The organism is Aeromonas enterica, from assembly GCF_054052465.1.
Window position 1 is genome coordinate 36,354 of sequence record NZ_JBSTYL010000015.1, and the last position, 18,044, is coordinate 54,397.

Annotated in this window: 15 protein-coding genes; 9 read left to right on the forward strand and 6 right to left on the reverse strand. The window is 53.3% G+C overall.

The features are described 5' to 3' along the window. The first annotated feature begins 49 nt into the window (after positions 1 to 49). Together ACW5XD_RS15450 and ACW5XD_RS15455 are read left to right on the forward strand one after the other, a co-directional pair. On the forward strand, positions 50 to 796 hold the full coding sequence (locus ACW5XD_RS15450) for a substrate-binding periplasmic protein (RefSeq protein ID WP_456495608.1): 747 nt from the start codon (positions 50 to 52) through the stop codon (positions 794 to 796). A gap of 113 nt (positions 797 to 909) precedes the next feature. Beyond that, on the forward strand, positions 910 to 1,656 hold the full coding sequence (locus ACW5XD_RS15455) for a substrate-binding periplasmic protein (RefSeq protein WP_456495609.1): 747 nt from the start codon (positions 910 to 912) through the stop codon (positions 1,654 to 1,656). 631 nt (positions 1,657 to 2,287) lie between these two features. Here the strand turns inward: ACW5XD_RS15455 and ACW5XD_RS15460 are convergent. Continuing rightward, positions 2,288 to 2,596 (reverse strand): hypothetical protein, encoded by a 309-nt coding sequence (locus ACW5XD_RS15460; RefSeq protein ID WP_456495610.1) that lies wholly within the window; start codon positions 2,594 to 2,596, stop codon positions 2,288 to 2,290. A gap of 744 nt (positions 2,597 to 3,340) precedes the next feature. On the opposite strand from ACW5XD_RS15460, the gene ACW5XD_RS15465 reads away from it, so the two are divergent. The 3 genes from ACW5XD_RS15465 to ACW5XD_RS15475 are packed head-to-tail and all read left to right on the forward strand — an operon-like array spanning position 3,341 to position 8,291. After that, positions 3,341 to 4,327 (forward strand): ComEC/Rec2 family competence protein, encoded by a 987-nt coding sequence (locus tag ACW5XD_RS15465; RefSeq protein ID WP_456495611.1) that lies wholly within the window; start codon positions 3,341 to 3,343, stop codon positions 4,325 to 4,327. Then, positions 4,324 to 5,772 (forward strand): hypothetical protein, encoded by a 1,449-nt coding sequence (locus ACW5XD_RS15470; protein WP_456495612.1) that lies wholly within the window; start codon positions 4,324 to 4,326, stop codon positions 5,770 to 5,772. The genes ACW5XD_RS15465 and ACW5XD_RS15470 overlap by 4 nt, the downstream gene beginning before the upstream one ends. Continuing rightward, a complete protein-coding gene (locus ACW5XD_RS15475) occupies positions 5,769 to 8,291 on the forward strand; it encodes a DEAD/DEAH box helicase family protein (RefSeq protein ID WP_456495613.1) in 2,523 nt (840 codons plus the stop codon). The genes ACW5XD_RS15470 and ACW5XD_RS15475 overlap by 4 nt, the downstream gene beginning before the upstream one ends. A 650-nt stretch (positions 8,292 to 8,941) precedes the next feature. Here the strand turns inward: ACW5XD_RS15475 and cysS are convergent. Then, on the reverse strand, positions 8,942 to 10,318 hold the full coding sequence (gene cysS / locus ACW5XD_RS15480; RefSeq protein WP_456495614.1) for a cysteine--tRNA ligase: 1,377 nt from the start codon (positions 10,316 to 10,318) through the stop codon (positions 8,942 to 8,944). A gap of 237 nt (positions 10,319 to 10,555) precedes the next feature. On the opposite strand from cysS, the gene ACW5XD_RS15485 reads away from it, so the two are divergent. Genes ACW5XD_RS15485 through lpxH form a run of 3 tightly spaced genes read left to right on the forward strand, consistent with a single transcriptional unit; the run spans position 10,556 to position 12,457 of the window. Next, the gene (locus ACW5XD_RS15485) at positions 10,556 to 11,053 is read left to right on the forward strand and encodes a peptidylprolyl isomerase (protein WP_043140873.1); all 498 of its coding nucleotides are present in this window, start codon (positions 10,556 to 10,558) and stop codon (positions 11,051 to 11,053) included. After that, on the forward strand, positions 11,043 to 11,723 hold the full coding sequence (locus ACW5XD_RS15490) for a DUF4269 domain-containing protein (RefSeq protein ID WP_456495615.1): 681 nt from the start codon (positions 11,043 to 11,045) through the stop codon (positions 11,721 to 11,723). Before ACW5XD_RS15485 ends, ACW5XD_RS15490 begins: the two co-directional genes overlap by 11 nt. Continuing rightward, a complete protein-coding gene (gene lpxH, locus ACW5XD_RS15495) occupies positions 11,720 to 12,457 on the forward strand; it encodes a UDP-2,3-diacylglucosamine diphosphatase (protein ID WP_456495616.1) in 738 nt (245 codons plus the stop codon). Before ACW5XD_RS15490 ends, lpxH begins: the two co-directional genes overlap by 4 nt. Positions 12,458 to 12,566: 109 nt before the next feature. On the opposite strand, the gene nrfD is transcribed toward lpxH, so the two are convergent. From nrfD to pdsA, 4 genes are all read right to left on the reverse strand, one after another. Further along, positions 12,567 to 13,520: a cytochrome c nitrite reductase subunit NrfD gene (gene nrfD / locus ACW5XD_RS15500; protein ID WP_456495617.1), complete on the reverse strand. Its 954-nt coding sequence runs from the start codon at positions 13,518 to 13,520 to the stop codon at positions 12,567 to 12,569. A gap of 48 nt (positions 13,521 to 13,568) precedes the next feature. After that, on the reverse strand, positions 13,569 to 14,237 hold the full coding sequence (gene netC / locus ACW5XD_RS15505; RefSeq protein WP_456495618.1) for an Nrf-like electron transfer protein NetC: 669 nt from the start codon (positions 14,235 to 14,237) through the stop codon (positions 13,569 to 13,571). Continuing rightward, entirely contained in the window at positions 14,234 to 14,866 is a 633-nt protein-coding gene (netB, locus tag ACW5XD_RS15510) for an Nrf-like electron transfer protein NetB (protein ID WP_456495619.1), read from the reverse strand. The genes netC and netB overlap by 4 nt, the downstream gene beginning before the upstream one ends. A 161-nt stretch (positions 14,867 to 15,027) precedes the next feature. Then, complete coding sequence (pdsA, locus tag ACW5XD_RS15515) at positions 15,028 to 15,639, reverse strand: periplasmic diheme shuttle PdsA (RefSeq protein ID WP_456495620.1); 612 nt, start codon at positions 15,637 to 15,639, stop codon at positions 15,028 to 15,030. Between the two features lie 247 nt (positions 15,640 to 15,886). Between pdsA and ACW5XD_RS15520 the strand changes: the two genes are divergently transcribed. Next, positions 15,887 to 18,001 carry an OmcA/MtrC family decaheme c-type cytochrome gene (locus ACW5XD_RS15520; RefSeq protein ID WP_456495621.1) on the forward strand — a complete coding sequence of 705 codons (2,115 nt, stop codon included), beginning with the start codon at positions 15,887 to 15,889 and terminating at the stop codon, positions 17,999 to 18,001. The last annotated feature ends 43 nt before the right edge of the window (positions 18,002 to 18,044 follow it).

Consider the following 18,044-nt stretch of genomic DNA (forward strand, 5'->3'; position numbering starts at 1 on the left):
ACCCACACTTGGGCAAGAGGAATACCAGTTTCACGCCAAGGACGGGCGCATGAAGACAAGGTTGTGCTGTTATCTGCTGCTGATGTCGTGCCTGGGTTCGGCGCAGGCAGATCTCGCCAGACTGGAGTACCTGACCGAGGAGTACCCCCCCTACAACTTCAGCGATGAGGCCGGCCAGCCCAGCGGGCTGGCGGTCGAGTTGCTGCAGATGGTCTGGCAGCACAGCGGCACGCCTGCCCAGCCCATTCGCATCCTGCCCTGGGCGCGGGGCTACTACCTGCTGACCCAGAAACCTGATGTGGTGCTCTTCTCCACCGCCCGCACCGACACCCGCGACCCCCTGTTCAAATGGGCCTGCCCCATCGGCTACTCCGAATACATATTGCTGGCCCGCAAGCAGCGCCACATCAGCCTGAGCGCCGCCGAGCAGATGACCGCCTACCGGATAAGCGCGGTGCGGGCCGATGCCTCCGAGCAGTTGCTGCTCAACCGGGGCATGGATGAAACTCGCATCATACCGGCCAACCGGTTGAGCCAGGCCCTGCGCATGCTGGTGTCGGGCCGCGCCGATCTGCTGGCCACCAGCAAGCTGGCGGGCGATGACGCCATCAAGGCGCTGCAGCTCAGGGCCGACGACTTCAATGTGGCCTTCGTGCTGGATGCCGAAGCGCTCTGTTACGCCTTCAGCCGTCAGGTGGACGATGACGTGGTCAGGCAGTTTCAGCACGCCCTGACCCAGGCGCTGGCCTCGCCGGAGTTTCAGCGCCTGCGGCTCAAATACCTGCCCGCCCCTTGAGCCCAATGCGGCCCCGGTTCGCATCCCTTTGATTTAAACCCCGATCTGATTGGCGAATTATCATGAGTTGGTAACACTTGAGGATGAAGCAACACCCCATCAGGATGGCCAAAATGAAAAAATGGATTGGATTAGCCGCGCTCATGTTTGCCACCCTCACCCAGGCCAGCCCTGAACTTGGCAAGCTGCACTACCTCACCGAAGAGTACAAACCCTACAACTTCACCGATGAAACCGGCGCCCCCACCGGCCTCGCCGTCGAGCTGCTGCATCAGGTGTGGCAGAAGACCAACACCCCGGCTCAGGCCATCACCATCATGCCCTGGGCGCGGGGCTACTACCTGCTGACCCAGAAACCCAATGTGGTGCTCTTCTCCACCGCCCGCACCGAGTCGCGGGATCCCTTGTTCAAGTGGGCCTGTCCCATCGGTTATGCCGAGATAGTGCTGATGGGGCTGGCCAAGAACCCGCTCACCCTCGGCAAGCTCGAAGATGCCCAGCAATACAACATAGGGGCGGTGCGCGCCGACGTGGGGGAACAACTGCTGCTCAACAGCGGCTTTGACGAGCAGAAGATCATGACTGCCAACCGCCTGCCCCAGGCGCTCAAGATGCTCACCTCGGGCCGGGTCGACCTCATCTCCACCAACAAGACCACCCTGATGGATCTCATCGCCACCCAGCAGCTGGATCCCGCCCAGTTCAAGGTGGCCTGGATGCTGAGCTCGGAGCAGTTCTGCTTCGCCTTCAGCCACCCGGTCAGCGACGAGCTGATCAAGGAGTTCCAGAACGGCCTGACCCAGGTGCTGGCCAGCAGCGAGTTTCAGCAGATCCAGAGCAAGTACTTCCCCGCCCGCTAGGCGAGTTCATCACGCGAGGCCCATTGGGCCCCGCGTGATCTCTGGTGTCGCTGTGGCATAACGCAAGCCCTTTACCCAGCCCCGCAACTCGACTGCATTCAGGGCCGCCCCGCCTAATGCGCACCGGCCTTGCCCCTTATGGCTTGCGCCCGGATCTGCATGGCGGGGCGCACCTGCCGAAGTCAGGCGGCCCGCCACTGCCACTCGTCCCCTTCCAAATCGCCACCGAAACCTTGCGCGGGCGCAAAAAACCATTCAATTCTGACACTTGCATCACTAATTCAATGGAATTCCATGGATCGGGCCGAGACGGCTCCGTAAGATAACCACGGTGCCTGTTGGCCCCCTTGTTCCCTCTGATGGTCAACAGCGCATTGTGGTAGCGACAGCCAGGGGCGGTAGCGACTTTCGCGGATAGAGAGCGAACTGTATGCCTGCGAGGCGCCCCGTTTGGCAAAACGGGGCAACGGCGGCACAAGCCCGCCGGGTTGATAGCACAGGGCGCCAACAAGCGGGGGAAGACAGCCAAGGTTGTGCCCCAACGCGGGTCGCAAACAACCGCCCGCTCACTGGCTGACCGAATGTCGATGCCGTGTGGCCAAACGCCCGATACGACTCGGCGCGATCAGGGTTATTTGACCCGCATCAGGCGATGACGGATATCACCCAGCTCGACCTGGATCACCTGGGAGCGCTGCATGGCCTCAACCCGCTGCAGCATATCGGCGTTGTAGTGCTTGCGCCGCATCCACTGCATGGGCTCCTCGAAGCTGCCTTCATTGACGATAAAGGTATCCGTGTAGGTGTCGTTCACTATGCTGACCACCCAGATGCGCTGCTGAAACTCCGAGAGTTCGGCAAAGAGCGCGGCCCCGCGGGTCGCGAGCCAGCGCCCTGCCTGGACGATCCTGTTTTTACTGCTGACGAACCGGTTTGCCATATCTGATAAGGGTTGGATAAAGGACGGTTGGACATCCTAGCATCCAGGGGATGGTGCACCAAGCAGCGGGAGTGCGCCTCTCCCACCACGGGATGAGGAGCAGGGTGCAATAAGCCTGTAGGGTCGATTAGCGAAGCGTAATCGTCCGCGGTAACCATCCCCTCTCCCCCCTGCGGGAGAGGGTTAGGGTGAGGGGTCACTCGCCTGATTGGCATGGCTCCGCCATGCAGGACACGAGGACTCCGTCCTCGACGGGGTTTCGCCGCCGCTGCGCGGCTTGGCGAGTGACTTTGGAAAGACCCAAAGTCACCAAAAGTCTTATCCCCCACTTGTTCGCCCTCCTGCGTCGGGTTCCCTCGGTTCACCCGTTTGTCCGACGGCACGCGCCGATGGGCCATCCCTGGCCTCGCGGCCTGGACAAACGGGCTCACCTCGGCGAACAACAGGGGGCAACCCCGAACCATCAGCACCGAGGAAAGTTAAAAGTACCCTGTGCTATTCGGGGCAACGATCTGGAGAGTTGTTATCTCAGATCCGGCCCTAGCCAGCCCTATGGCGAGACCAGATTTTTTCACCTATGCGACAACAGCTATCAACATTGTTAGATAGGGAAAAAATCATTGTTAGTACAGCAGAAAACTTCACACATCCCGAACGAGAAAGGGTCTGATATTGAATGTACGAGAGCAAATATTCATCCGGAACATATATTTTTAAATCACTTTTAAATTAAGTAGAAAATACATGTACATTGATATACTTGATGCTGGTCATGGCGACAGCCTATTAATAACTTGTGGTGAAACAATAATTTTAGTTGATTCCGGACCTCAATCATTCAAGATACGGAAAAAATTACTTCAGAGAATCAAAAGCCTTCTTAATGGAAGAGCAATCGACATTGCCATTGTGACACATAATGATGATGATCATATTGGTGGATATAAGTATCTTATTGATGATAGCGTCATTATAAAGAAATTCATATTTAACAGTTTAGACCTAATAAACAAATTATTTAATAAAAATAAAGAAAGTAACAAAATATCTTTCAAACAAGATATTGACCTTCAAAAAACAATATCTAATTTAGGTTTAAACGTTCAAACATTTCAATATGATGACGCGCCTTTAACCTTTAATGGTATTACTATAACAGCACTAACTCCAAACAAGGTGATTCTTGAACGCCTAAACAAAAAGGCAGAGCTACATAGAGTAAAAAATAAAATATCAGGTTCAAAAACCATAGAGAAATCCATCCATGGATGCCTCGATGATTTAAAAAACATCAAAGATGTATTTATCGAAGACAATTCGATCACGAACAAGTCAAGTATATCGTTTGTTCTTCATTTCGAGAAAGTAAACGTATTATTTCTTGGTGATAGCCACCCAAGTGATGTTATCAGTTCATTAAAATCAAAAGGATTTTCAAATATCTCTTTTGATGCTATCAAATTAGCTCATCATGCTAGTGAAAAGAACACTAGCTCTGAATTATTAGAATTAGTTGGAAATACCGAATACATTATATGTGCCGATAAATCACATCACGGACATCCTAACAACAAGACTATAAGTCGTATTATTTATTTCAACCATAATGCAAAATTCCACATGAGTTCTGAAAATGAAAAACTAAGGACTATGTTTACAGAATGTACCACACAAGGGTATCGAATTTCCGTAACTTATCCTGTTAATGGTGTTAATAGAGTTGTGCTATGAGCAGAAAAAATACCGTAAAAATTATAACTGCGACTTCAGAGTCTAGTGGTTATCATTTCAAGTCTAGTGAAGATGATAGTTCATACGTAATTGCCTCAAAACATGGTCTATGTAATTTATCAGATGATTGCACCACAAATTTCTGTAAATCTTGTGACGTAACATTTGATGTATCTATGTTAACGCTATATAAAAGTAATAATGAAAGTCTAACTCCGCAAAAGATTTACCGATTTCCAAATAACGACATCGCAATAATTCAAGTGCTGGAAAAAAGTTTCACACCTATAAAGCTTGGTAAATTAGAAGAAAACCTAGGTAATTTCTTTGCGTTTGGTTATAAAGCAGAAAAGCACACCCCCTTAAGGCTACTGTTAAACTCTCCAGAAATAAATGGAGATGAGTGTTACTTCAACATTGAAGGAAATTCAACTCCAGAGCTGATCGAAAAAAGCTTAGACTACAACGGTATTTCTGGCTCACTTGTCATTGGGAGGGACTCAATAGATATACCCACAGCCTATTCAATAATAACCACGAATGAAGAAAATAACGATCTTTCTGGTGACATTCTTTACAATATTGATTTCAATGAACTTCATGATTTTTTTGGAACTAGAATTTTCTCTAAACAACGCAGCAAGCTTACCTTTGACACAAGCTTTAAAAATAATTTCAAGAAAGTCGATTCAATACAAGTAAGTCAATACCTTACTGTATCTATCTTGGTGCCAGCCGAAAGAGGATTTCCATATTTCAACTTGAACCCTATCGCCAAAGCATTGACAAATGAACTTGGAGTCGTATTGGGCCATAAGGATAAGGCACTGAACAAAACCGTTCTTACTGCATCCGCATTGCAAGTACTGAGAGACCAAAAAGATAAACAACCAGTGTATAAACTGTTATCAAGTCGCATTGCTGAGTCAATGATGAATGCTCCCCATATATATTCAACATATATTGATCATTCACACTATCATCATGTGCATCTTTTAAATGACTCAGATAGTGGATCTGAGCTTATGGTTTCTAGCTTTGGCGGTGAGGGTGACTTAACAGATAAATTAAATAGTGCGCTTGAACAAATAATTAAAAACATTAACAATTATTCGTTCAATTCAAAATTGATTTCAGAACGAGCATTTCTTGATATGAAATATAGCCATGAGGAATGTGAGTTTTTATATGGGATTTTATTTGGCGAACAAAAAGAGTTCATAAATAACCTGGCAATATTGCATTGTATTGATTTGCAATTGAGCACAATTTCAACATTAAAGCCTATTGAAGAACAAATAAATTCATTAGTTAAGATTGCAATCTACAATATTGATAACTCTACACTAAATTCGATCAATCACGGGCTAAATATAAGTCTATATATAATACCAATGAATAAAAGTAATGAGTTGGCGGGTCTTGTAGAGGAAATACTAGCATGAGCATCAATGCTATAAATTACATTTGTGACCGAATTACACATAGCGATGAATTTGATAATACCTATGAGAAACTTTTCCTGACAACATCTCATAATAGATTTAATAGCAACCCGTCTAATCCAATCACAGCTCAAGAATATCGTAGGCTATTAAAATACTCAGATTTTTTCTCAAACTCAGATAACAGTTTCCATAGAAGCTTATCGTTGAAGATCGTATCTTCATTGTACGAACTATATAAAGATGAACCAAGCTGCCAACTAGTTGTCAAGTCTGTCTTGAATAAGTTTGGTCTGTTTTCTGCGGAAGATAAGTTTGTAGATGAACGTTTAAGCTTGCCGATCAGCCTTGAACTTTCAGGAAGTTATCGGAAAATTAACCAACGCATCGGTAACACTGCCGATATCTTTACCAATGCGCAATTTGAAATATATAATGCAATTAAAAACAACCGACATTTCAGTTTCTCTGGACCAACATCATTAGGCAAGTCATTTTTAATAAAAAACACAGCTATTGATCTTATTCAATCAGTACAAAACATAGTTTTCATTCTTCCAACTAAAGCCCTACTCGAGGAATACTTGATCGACTTTAGGTTAATGCTTTTAGAAAGAAAAATGGATAATGTAAACATTACTAAAGCCGTTTCTAGATTTAATAAGGACAGTAAAAACATTCTTATTTTCACACAAGAAAGATACAATAGCTTTTTATTCGATAACAATTACTCCGATGTCAAAATAGATATACTCTTCATCGATGAAGCTCATAAAATAGCCGATAAAGGAAACAAAAGGGCGATAACTTTATTTAAAGTGATTAGACGTACCCTTGATATTTATTCTGATGTTAGACTGGTGTTCTCCAGCCCTGTCATTTCTAACCCAGAGATTTTTTTTAAAACTTTCGGATTAAGCTCTAATGTTAAAAGTCTAGCAATAAAGGAAAGTCCAGTAACTCAAAATCTTTATTTTTCAAACCTTATTGACGGCGAGTTTAGGTATTTTGACACTATTAAAAAAGATATTATAAAGTTCTCGCCAGAGAAAAAATATAAAAACAGCTTTGATTTAATTTGTTCTATTGGACAACAATCTCATTCAAATCTAATTTTCATTTCTAGCAAGATTGAATGTGTGAAAAAATGCGGTGAATTTATTGAGTACATGATTCAGCATGGTCAGCTGAGTAAAACAGAAGACATTGAAATAATTAATGAGTCCAAGTTTATATCAGACTTTGTTCATAAGGATTTTATATTGGCAAAATACTTATGTTACGGAGTCGCATTACATAATGGTTCTTTACCTATATTTATTCGAAAGCGCATTGAAGATCTCTACTCTCGTAAGAAAATCAAATATATTTTCTGCACTTCAACGTTGCTAGAAGGAGTAAACCTCCCTACCCAAAACGTCTTTATTTATCCATTTGCAAAAAAGACCCTTAATGATATAGATAAATGCAACCTTGACTTTTGGAACCTCGCTGGGCGTGCAGGACGATATCGCAATGAGTTATCTGGAAATATTATTTGCATTGGGGAGGCTAAAAATAGTTGGTCTATTGTAGAAGCACTCGCCACTGAAAACAAGAGCATTGATATTAACGACCACTTTTTATCTTTACTCTCAAAACCACGCAAGATAATTAACTATCTTGACGGTAAAACAAAGTCACCTGATAAAAACATAAAGGAATTAAGTGCATTAATACTTTCCGAAGTTTTAGAGTATAAGGAAAGTGGTATTGTAGGCAGTCTGCTTATGGAGTTTGACACTAAAAATAGAGAACATATAATATCATCCTCACTAGCACATTTAATAAGAAAGAAAATTACAGACATAGACCCTGTGGCCTTTTCCAGCAATCATAATTTTGATAGTGATTTACAATCAAGAGCAAATAAATTTGCTCGAGACCCAAAGAACATATTAAAATCTTATACTAGAGACGATGTATCTAACTATATTCGTATAATTAATGAGATTTACCAAATCAGAAAGACTGACAGTTCACTTAACCAGCTGATCAATGTTGTTTACTCTTGGCTAATGGGAGCACCTTTATCAGTGATTATTGAAAATGGAATAAAATTTGGTACTACTGTAAGGGACCCAGATACGTATAGCTGGGTAACATTTGACGTTAACAACCCAATCCATTTAAACCAAAAAATCATTGAAACAATAAATTGTATTGAAAGCGAAGTCACTTTTCATCTTGAAAGTTGCTGTTCTCATTTTCATCAGCTAACAAAGTCTATTCACGGAGAATCTGCAGCAGGTTGCAACCTTGCACCATTACTTGAGTATGGGACGATGGATATGAGGGAAGCCGCATTACAAGACTATGGATTTTCTAGGTTAGCAGCAAGTGAGATAATAAAAAAACATATTAAATGCATCAGCTTTTCTAACGAAGGTTCTAAAGTCATAGTTAATATACCCATGTTAAAAGAAGCACTTCGTGAGGATAGTTTTATTCGAAAGGAGTTAAGCTGGATTGCAAAATAACACTACCCATGCATTAACCACATCCTTTACTTATAATTTCCAGACTCTTTTTACCTAAACCAAAACGCAATTTACCAACCCCTTGCACAGCTTTCCCCTTTCAGTGAAAAAGGCGGTCAACATGCACGCTAAAGCCACGGGCGGGCACGGTATTGGTTCCCCCTGCAAACCGCCGAGTCGAGTTCAACGGGTCAGGAGCGCCATCAAGGATGATGGCGCAGCCGCAGTCGGCATAGGGGCCAAATCGGATCAGGGCGAGCACCGCTCGACCCCGATTTGGCGCGAGAACAGGGAGGTTCGAAGCGGGCTTTGGCCGAAGCCAGGGATGGCGTAGGCCAAAGTGCCGTCTGCGGCGCTCCGTCCGACCCGTTGGACGAAACGAGGGAACCCGCGAAGCGGGCGGTTTGCCGGGGGAGAAGACTTTTGGTGTTATTTGCCAAAGAGAGCGGGTCTTTCAAAAGTCACTCGCCAAGCCGCGTAGCGGCGACGAAATCCCTTCGAGGGCAAGGCCCTCGTGTCCTGCATGGCGAAGCCATGCCATTCAGGAGAGAGGGAAGGTGCCAGCCCTCAGACAGGTCATAAAAAAACCGCAGCCCAGGGCTGCGGTTTTTTATTGGATCAACCTGTTGGCGCCAACAGGGCAACCGGCCTTAGGCACGGCGCCAGCTGGTCTTGCCGGCGCTGTCTTCCAGCACTATGCCCATCTCGGTGAGACGGTTGCGGGCGGCGTCGGCGGCGGCCCAGTTCTTGTCGGCGCGGGCCTGATTGCGCTGGACGATCAGTTGTTCGATCTCGGCCACTTCGTCATCGGCGTCATTGCCCTTGAGGAAGGCGTCCGGGTCCTGCTGCAGGATGCCGAGCACGGCGCCCAGCTCACGCAGACGGGCACCCAGGCCAGCGGCGACCTGGATGTCTTCGGCCTTCTGGCGGTTGATCTCGCGCACCAGATCGAACAGGGCTGAGTAGGCTTCCGGGGTGTTGAAGTCGTCGTCCATGGCCTCCTTGAAGCGGGCTACCTGCTCGTCGCCACCGGCGGCGGCAGCCACCGGCAGGTCGCGCAGGGCGGTGTACATGCGCTCCAGCGCGGCGCGGGCTTGCTTGAGGTTATCTTCCGAGTAGTTGAGCTGGCTGCGGTAGTGGCCGGACATCAGGAAGTAACGCACGCTCTCGGCGTCGTAGTGCGCCAGCACATCGCGGATGGTGAAGAAGTTGCCAAGGGATTTGGACATCTTCTCTTTATCCACCATCACCATGCCGCTGTGCATCCAGGTGTTGACGTAGTCGCCACCGTGGGCGCAGCAGGACTGGGCGATCTCGTTCTCGTGGTGCGGGAACTGCAGATCCGAGCCGCCGCCGTGGATGTCGAAGTGGTTGCCAAGGTGCTTGGAGTTCATGGCGGAGCACTCTATATGCCAGCCAGGACGGCCCGGGCCCCAGGGGCTTTCCCAGGTCGGCTCGCCGGGCTTGGACATCTTCCACAGCACGAAGTCGAGCGGGTTGCGCTTGGCATCCACCACACCGACCCGGGCACCGGCTTGCAGCTGCTCCAGATCCTGTCCGGAGAGCTTGCCGTAGTCGGCGTAGGAGTCGACGATGAACATGACGTCGCCGTTGTCGGCCACGTAGGCGTGATCCTGCGCGATCAGGCTCTCAACCAGCTCGATGATTTCACTGATGTGCTGGGTGGCACGCGGCTCGACGTCCGGGCGCACCATGCCGAGGGCATCAAAATCCTGGTGCATGTCGCCGATCAGGCGCTCGGTCAGATCGTCACAGGTGACGCCTGTCTCGGCGGCGCGCTTGATGATCTTGTCATCCACGTCGGTGACGTTGCGCACGTAGTTGAGCTGATAGCCGCAGTAACGCAGGTAACGGGCCACCACGTCGAAGGCGACGAAGGTGCGACCGTGGCCGATATGACAGTGATCGTAGATAGTGACGCCACACACATACATGCCCACCTTGCCCGGGTGGATAGGTTTGAATTCTTCTTTTTGACGAGTGAGTGTGTTGTATATCTTCAGCATCTTATGACCACTGCCTGTGAGTAAAATGGCCTGCCATTCTACCCGCATCCGGTAGAGAAAACGAGGCAGAAAACAGGGTGGATCCGGCCTCACAGCCATGTCAGCGCTATGTCAGAGCTATGCCAGACGACCACTATGGGCTAGAATTGCCACCACTTTATGCCATAGCCCATGCAACAAGCTGCGAGCCGCTTACCTGCCCGCGCAACGTTTGCCCAAAGAATGAAAGGACATATCATGGTTACTCTGCACACCAATCACGGCGACATCACTCTGACCCTGAACGCCGAAAAAGCCCCGGAAACCGTGGCCAACTTCCTGCAATACTGCCGTGACGGTCACTACGACAACACCATCTTCCACCGCGTCATCGACGGCTTCATGATCCAGGGCGGCGGCTATGCCCCCGGCTTTGAAGAGAAAGATACCCGCGCCTCCATCAAGAACGAAGCGGCCAACGGTCTGTCCAACAAGATTGGTACCGTCGCCATGGCCCGCACCATGGAGCCGCACTCTGCCAGCGCCCAGTTCTTCATCAACGTGAACAACAACGACTTCCTCGATTTCAAATCCGCCACCACCCAGGGCTTCGGCTACTGCGTATTTGGTGAAGTGACCGCCGGCATGGACGTGGTCAACAAGATCAAGGGCGTCAAGACCGGCAATGCCGGCCGCATGCACCAGGATGTACCGGTAGAGGACGTGGTGATCACCAAGGTGACCCTTGCTGACTGATCTCTGCCTTCTGCGAGATGAACTGACTGCGGCCCCGGCCGCAGTTTTTCCATCTGCACTGGCCACGGGCCCGAACTGGCGCCGCCTCGACTATCTGGCCCACGGCAACGAGCGCCAGCGCGCGGCCCATGCCCTGCTCACCGGTACGCCCCTGTGGCGCGAGTTGCAGAGCCGGTGTCTGGATGTGGCGCTGGTAAGCACCCTGGCCATCGGGCTCGACCGGCCCGGCAGCGATCTCGACATCCTCTGCCAGCATGCAACGCCCTCAGTGCTGGCCGCCCAATTTGCCGAGCGGGGCTGGCAAGGCCGCGCTCTGGACAGCGACATCTGGCTGCTGGAGCAGACCCTGACCGACGCCGATGGTCGCAACTGGCCCATCGAGCTCTATGTCACCCCGGCCGGTGTCGAGACCCTCAACGGCTGGCGTCACCTCAGCCTGATGGCCGCCCTGATCGAGCACTTTGGCCACGACTTTTACCGCACCCTGCTCGCCCTGCGTCTGCAGCAAGGGCTGAAGGGGGAAGCGGCCGTCTGCCGCCTGCTGAAGCTGGCAGGCGATCCCTATCAGGCGCTGCTGACCCTGGAAGGCCGCAACCTTGACCAGCTTGACTGGCAACCTCACCCTATGACCCATACAGCCAGAATCGGGGCCCCTCGCACGCCATCATGAGCACCCTCTTTATCAGTGACATTCACCTGTGCAGCGATCGGCCCGACATGACGGCCGCGCTGGTGCGCTTTCTGGCGCACGACGCCCCCGGTGCCGACGCCCTCTATGTGCTGGGAGATCTGTTTGAATTCTGGATTGGCGACGACGATCCCAACCCGCACCACCAGCAGGTTGCCGGGGCCTTTGCGGCCCTGAGCCAGCAGGGGGTGCCCATCTATTTCATCCACGGCAACCGCGACTTCATGCTGGGCCGCCAGTTTGCCAAGCAGGCCGGCATGACCCTGCTCGGCGACCCTTGCGTCATCGAGCTCTATGGGGAGCGGGTGCTGCTCAGCCACGGCGATCTGCTCTGCACCCTGGATTTGGGCTATCAGAAGTTTCGCCGCATCACCCAGCTCAAGTGGCTGCGCTGGCTCTTCCTGCGCCTGCCGCTGGCCCGCCGCCTCGCCATCGCCTGCAAGATGCGCGGTCAAAGCCAGATGCAGAACGTGCAAAAGAACCAGATCATCATGGACGTGACGCCGGCAGCGGTGGACGAGATGCTGCGCCAGCACGGCTGCAACACCATGATCCACGGCCACACTCACAGGCCCGCCATCCACGACTTCATCCTCGACGGTCAACCGGCACGGCGCATCGTACTGGGGGACTGGTTCGAGCAGGGATCCGTGCTGGTGTGCCGCCCCGGCGAGCAACGCCTCGAAGTGCGGGCCCTGCAAGGGACTGATGCCTGAGCGGCCAGTGGCGAACAACACCGGCAAACGGCTATGAAAAAGGCGGGATCATCCCGCCTTTTTGTTTTTTCTCTGTGGCCAGCCAAGCGCCTTTCGAGCGCCGTGCGCGTTACATCACCGTCATCTGGCCGGCATAGAGGATGAAGTAACGCAGCAACAGTATGCCCACCAGACTCAGGCTGCAGATCAGCGCCAGCCGGGCGGGCTGGTGCGCCTGCGCCTTGCCGCCAAGCAGGCCCAGCGACTGGGGCAGCACTATGCCAAGGCCAATCACCCCGAACCAGAACACCTGAGACCAGAAACCGCCGCCAATCGCCGCCCACATGGCCGCTTCTCGCTGACCACCACCGAAGTAGAGGCCGGTGAAGAAACAGACCAGCAGGAAGATCTCGATGGCGACAATGGGCCGCTCGAACCTGTGCACGAAACTCACCCCCTGGCTGTGGCCATCCTCCCGAAACAGGGTCACCGCCAGCAAGATGGTGGAGGCCACCCCCGAGCTGATGCCGGACACCAGAAACAGCGCAGGCAGGATCGGGTTGTTGAGCATGGGATAGGTCTTGAGGGCGGAGAGCAGAAAGCCGGTATAGGCCCCGAGCAAGACCGCCAGCAGCAGCAGCAAGGGGCCGAGCAGCCGTTCGAGCGGCACAATCTTGCCAATCAGGGTGTCGAAAAAGGCGAACTTGTCCGCCAGCAGCTGCCGACGCAGCGCCGCGATCTCGGCACGAAACACCACCGCCAGCCAGGCGAACAGCACCGCCATGTAGATCTGGAACAGCATGACCCCCATCGACATGACGGAGTCGAACTGGTAGTGGAACATCAGCTTCCAGAAGGTCCAGGGCCGGGCCAGGTGGAAGATGAGGATCAAGAGCCCCAGGATCACCGAGACGGGCGCCAGGATGGCGGTCGCCCTGATGATGCCGCTCTCGCTGCCGGCGCCTTGCCGCCGCAGCAGCACCGACAAGGTGGTCGACCCCGCCGAGATGCCGAGCAGGAACAGGTAGACGGCGATGGGGCCATCCCACACCAGGGAGTCGAAGTGAAATGCGTCATGCCACATGGTGCATACCTCCCGTCAGCCGGTCTGCGTCATACAGATGAGATGGCATCATGACTTCACCTCCCCTTTCGGCACCCGGTACATCTTGGGCGAGGTACCGAGGAACTGCTTGTAGCGATAGGTGGTCTCCTGCACCAACCGCCTGGCGATGGGACTTTGGGGATCGTCCAGATTGCCGAATACCAGCGCCTTGGTGGGGCAAGCCTCCACGCAGGCGGGCTGCTTGCCATTGGCCAGGTTGGTCTTGCGGCAAAAATCGCACTTGTCGGCGACGCGGGTCACCGGGTTGATGAAACGCACCTGATAGGGACAGGCCGCGAGGCAATAGCGGCAACCCACGCAGAGATCGGGATTGATGTCGACAATGCCATCCTCGGCCCGGATGTGGGAGGCGCCGGTCGGGCAGACATGCACGCAGGGGGCATTGTCACAGTGCTGGCAGGATTTGCGAAAGAAGCGGTACTCCTGATCCGGATACTCCCCCACAGGGCCGCTGCGCAGGATCTGCAGCCGGGCAACCCCTTGCGGCACCTGATTGACTTCGCGACAGGCATCCATGCAGGCGGTACAGCCGATGCAGGCCGTCTCGTCGTGGATCATGCCGTAGCGTACGCCCTCTATGGTCATGCGGTTGGCAAGGGCACGGGGGGCGCCCGTCATCAGGATCAGGGCCCCGGCGCTCATGCCCACCATGAATTCGCGACGGGTCGTACTCATGCGCCCTCCTTGACGGCTGCCTGCTGCCTGGCCTCGTGCTGCTTGCTGTGGCAGTCGACGCACAACTTGATGCGGGACTTCTCGGGGATGCCGACCATGGGCTCCTTGGCCGGGTGCAGCTGATGGCAGCTGGTGCAGGTCACCCGAGTGGCATGCACGTCGTGGGCCCACAGGGCCTTGCGCAGATCGTCGGGTTCATGGCAGCTCATGCAGACGCCATTTTGCTGGCTGAGCGGGAACGCATCGTCGCCAAAGCGCATCACATCGACCATGCCGCCGCGCTGTTTGCGGTGATCGGCCGACGCATTGCCGTGACAGTTGGTGCAGGTGACCTGTTCACCCGTGTTGGGGTTGGTGACGCTGCCGTGCTTGCCGTGCATCCCCTCCTCCCCGTCGTGACACTTGTCGCACTTGGCAAAGCGGGCCGCCGCTTTCTGGGCGGCAGCCTTTTTCTTCTCCGCCTTGGCCTGGCGTTCGGCCAGCGTCGGCTGATCGGCCGGCACGGCGGTGGGCGAAACTTGAGTATTGGTGGTCGGGGTATCGGTCGCCGGGGCCACCTCGGCCCTGGCAAACTGGGTGGTGCCCAGGCAGAGGCAGCCAAGCAGCAGCCACTTGATGACATCTTTCATAGGAAACTCCGGATCAGGGACACCCGGCGGGTGTCATCTCCCCCAGTGCGCAAAAAAGGAGCTGACAACAGCTCCTTTGACGCTCATGACCGGGTAGCAGGAGCACACCCCGCCAGCGTGCGGCAGGGTGGCTGCGTCAATGGGAGTGGGGGCAGCGACGGTTACTGCTGGCTCGCGTAGTACTCGGCCAGGGCCTTGAGGTCTGCATCGCTCATGGCGATGATGGCCTTGTTCATCTTCTCGTCGTTGCTGCGCTTGCCGGCCTTGAACTCCTGCAGTGAAGTCAGCAGGTAGCCCTTGGGCTGACCAGCGAGGATGGAAGCCTCATCTTCCACCACTGAGCCCCCTTCGGAGTGGCACTTCTTGCAGCCGGACTCTTCGTGCAACTTCTGCCCGGCCTTGGCCAGCGCCGCATCGAATGGCTGCTTCATCGGCTGGTAGGGCAGCTCGGCATAATGGGCTGCCAGCTCGTCGATCTGCTCGTCGCTAAGGCCCTTAACTATGTCGGTCATGTTCCCCTGCTTGCTGGTGTCACCGGTGACATGATTAACGGTCTTGGCAGGGCGCCCATCCAGATAAGTACGCAGCTGCTCACTGATGTTGGCCTCTGCCAGCCCGGCGATGGTCGGGATGTCGTTATGGGTGCTGATCCCCTGATTTCCATGACATGAATTACATGTCTCCACCAAGGAGTCTATGCTGGCATGTGCGGTGCCAATAGAGCCCAAAAGCAACGACAATCCCAGCATTTCCAGTTTCATACTGCGTTTCATTTCTCATCCCTCGTGCAGAAAAGACCTAAAAATCTCAATCGAAACAGACATTTCTTTCTCTCAGCTTGCTTTGAGATCCGTTTTTGAGACTTCGGTCAACGCCGGTTAATATATAAACCTTACAATTAAGATGGAAATCATTTATACCGTATTAAGTCCTCATTTGACCCTTAAGTGGTATGTTTTTGGGAATTTTTTGACTTGGCTCATACATGGAACAATAAGTCCGATAAAAAAGGATAAAACAATGAAATACTGGAAAGTATTGGTGGCTGCAGCAATGGTGTTCGCCCTGTCGTCCTGTGGTGGCGGTGGCGACGGAAACGACAAGACAGATCCACCGCCCCCCCCTCCCGGTACCCCGGATTCACTTATCATCTCGGCCTCCACGCCCCTGTTGAACGAGAGCGGTCAACTCTCGGTGCAGTTCAGCGTCACCGACAAACAAGGCAAGGGCTATGACCTGGGAGCCACACTCCCCTCCTTCACTCTGGCCAAGGTGATCCCCGGCCGTGACGCCGCGCGGCAAGACCCGGTCGTCTGGAAGAGCTTCATCTACAGTACCAAGAACAACCGGCCGACCAGTGAGAACAGCGGCAAGCTGGAACCCCTGGGCAGTGGTCAATACCGCTACACCTTCTCCTTCAATGCCACCACGGTGCGCGACCCTTATCCGAGCGATTCGCAGGACAACAACGGCTTGATCCGCTGGGATGAGGCAGCGACTCATCGCCTCGGCATCTACTTCGGTGGCAGCAATGACATTCCGGTCACCGACTACGTGCAGGACTGGGTGCCTGCGGGAACCCCGCCGCTGCTGACCCGCGACATTCTGGAACAGCAAAACTGCGACAGCTGCCACATGAAGCAGCCGATCCACCACAGCAACCGCGCCGATCCCAAGCTCTGCGTCACCTGCCACAACGAGAGCGTACCCGGCAGCGGTCGCGGCGATCTGACCACCCTGGTGCACAAGCTGCACGGCAATCTGGACCCGACCGCCACCAAGCTGGTGAGCCACTTCCCGCAGGATCCACGCAACTGCGATACCTGCCACAAGGATGTCACCCCGACCACGCCGGACGCCAACAACTGGCAACACGCCCAGGAGAAACCCTGCGGCGCCTGCCATGCGGACTCCACCACCACGACCGGTTACGTCAGCCACATCAACGGCAAGATCAACAGCGGCACTCTCTGTACCCAGTGCCATGCGGAAGAGCCGGGCAACACCAAGTCCCCCAGCAGCGTGCACATGGGCTATCTCGCCAATGAGGCCGCCGGTCGCGACAAGCTGGTGTTCACATTCGATGACGTCAGATACGCGGCGCCCAACATCGAGGTCGAACTGACAGTGACCGCCGATGGCAGCCCGGTCGAAACCATGGACGGCGTGCTCAAATACATCAAGTACGGCGATCTGGCCAAGGCCCCCTACATCCTGGTCAACTGGGATCAGGGCAATGGTTACGAGCTGGCCTACACCAACCCGCAAACTTTCGTCACCGGCAACAAGATTGACTTCACCAAGTGCGAAAGTCAGGGTGGCGGCAGCTTCCTGTGTCGCAAAGAGGTGGGCAACGAAGTTACCGGCACCCTGGCGGCCACGGTCGCCGAACTGCAGGTCTGCGTGGCCCGCAAGGCGGATCGCAATGGCGCCTTCGCCGCCGGGGATCTGCTCCCCTGCAGCAGCACCGCCAGCGCCCTCTCCTACGTGGCCATCAACCCGGCCAAGGCCTACTTCCGGGTCGAAGGCGGGGTCGACAGCAGCTATGTGCTCAAGGCAGGCGCGGATCTGGCTTCCTGTAACGGTTGTCACAAGGATCTGGCCATCCACACCGAGGGGAACGCGGGTTCAGCCCACGCCTCCAAGGACTTTGCCCAGTGCACCAGTTGTCACAACGCCACCCGCACCTCCTTCTACGCGGGCGTGCCGGGTGATCTCAAGTACCACGTGCACTCCTTCCACGCCTACGGTTCCCACCGCAGCGGGGATGCCACCTTCCCGGGCAAGCTGAACAACTGCGAGTCCTGCCACACCAAGGCGCAATACAACCTGCCCAACCAGCAGAACGAGCGCCCCTCTCTGGTGAGCACCACGGCAGACAACAAGCAGCCCAAGTTCTTCAGCCCGACTCTGGTGGTCTGCGCCAGCTGCCACCTCAAGTCACCGCTGGGTCTGGTCAAACCGGACAGCCCGGTCGCCGGGGACGAGTGGGCAACCCACATGAAGAACAACGGCGCCATCTTTGGTGCAGAAACGATAGAGGCCGCCACCGGGGTTGAACAGTGCGCGTCTTGCCATGCCGTCGGGCAGGAGCAGGGCGTCGACAAGGTTCACAAGGTGTATGACTTCCGTTGAAACCACCAGGCCAGGGGACTTGCCCCTGGCCCTTTGCCGTTGA

What these genes read in the sequence shown, in the direction of transcription:
- ACW5XD_RS15520 (WP_456495621.1), top strand. Translation starts at nt 15,887, where the DNA reads ATGAAATACTGGAAAGTATTGGTGGCTGCAGCAATGGTGTTCGCCCTG.
- lpxH (WP_456495616.1), top strand. Translation starts at nt 11,720, where the DNA reads ATGAGCACCCTCTTTATCAGTGACATTCACCTGTGCAGCGATCGGCCC.
- nrfD (WP_456495617.1), bottom strand. Translation starts at nt 13,520, where the DNA reads ATGTGGCATGACGCATTTCACTTCGACTCCCTGGTGTGGGATGGCCCC.
- ACW5XD_RS15450 (WP_456495608.1), top strand. Translation starts at nt 50, where the DNA reads ATGAAGACAAGGTTGTGCTGTTATCTGCTGCTGATGTCGTGCCTGGGT.
- ACW5XD_RS15465 (WP_456495611.1), top strand. Translation starts at nt 3,341, where the DNA reads ATGTACATTGATATACTTGATGCTGGTCATGGCGACAGCCTATTAATA.
- ACW5XD_RS15455 (WP_456495609.1), top strand. Translation starts at nt 910, where the DNA reads ATGAAAAAATGGATTGGATTAGCCGCGCTCATGTTTGCCACCCTCACC.
- netB (WP_456495619.1), bottom strand. Translation starts at nt 14,866, where the DNA reads ATGAAAGATGTCATCAAGTGGCTGCTGCTTGGCTGCCTCTGCCTGGGC.
- netC (WP_456495618.1), bottom strand. Translation starts at nt 14,237, where the DNA reads ATGAGTACGACCCGTCGCGAATTCATGGTGGGCATGAGCGCCGGGGCC.
- ACW5XD_RS15485 (WP_043140873.1), top strand. Translation starts at nt 10,556, where the DNA reads ATGGTTACTCTGCACACCAATCACGGCGACATCACTCTGACCCTGAAC.
- ACW5XD_RS15475 (WP_456495613.1), top strand. Translation starts at nt 5,769, where the DNA reads ATGAGCATCAATGCTATAAATTACATTTGTGACCGAATTACACATAGC.
- pdsA (WP_456495620.1), bottom strand. Translation starts at nt 15,639, where the DNA reads ATGAAACGCAGTATGAAACTGGAAATGCTGGGATTGTCGTTGCTTTTG.
- cysS (WP_456495614.1), bottom strand. Translation starts at nt 10,318, where the DNA reads ATGCTGAAGATATACAACACACTCACTCGTCAAAAAGAAGAATTCAAA.
- ACW5XD_RS15470 (WP_456495612.1), top strand. Translation starts at nt 4,324, where the DNA reads ATGAGCAGAAAAAATACCGTAAAAATTATAACTGCGACTTCAGAGTCT.
- ACW5XD_RS15460 (WP_456495610.1), bottom strand. Translation starts at nt 2,596, where the DNA reads ATGGCAAACCGGTTCGTCAGCAGTAAAAACAGGATCGTCCAGGCAGGG.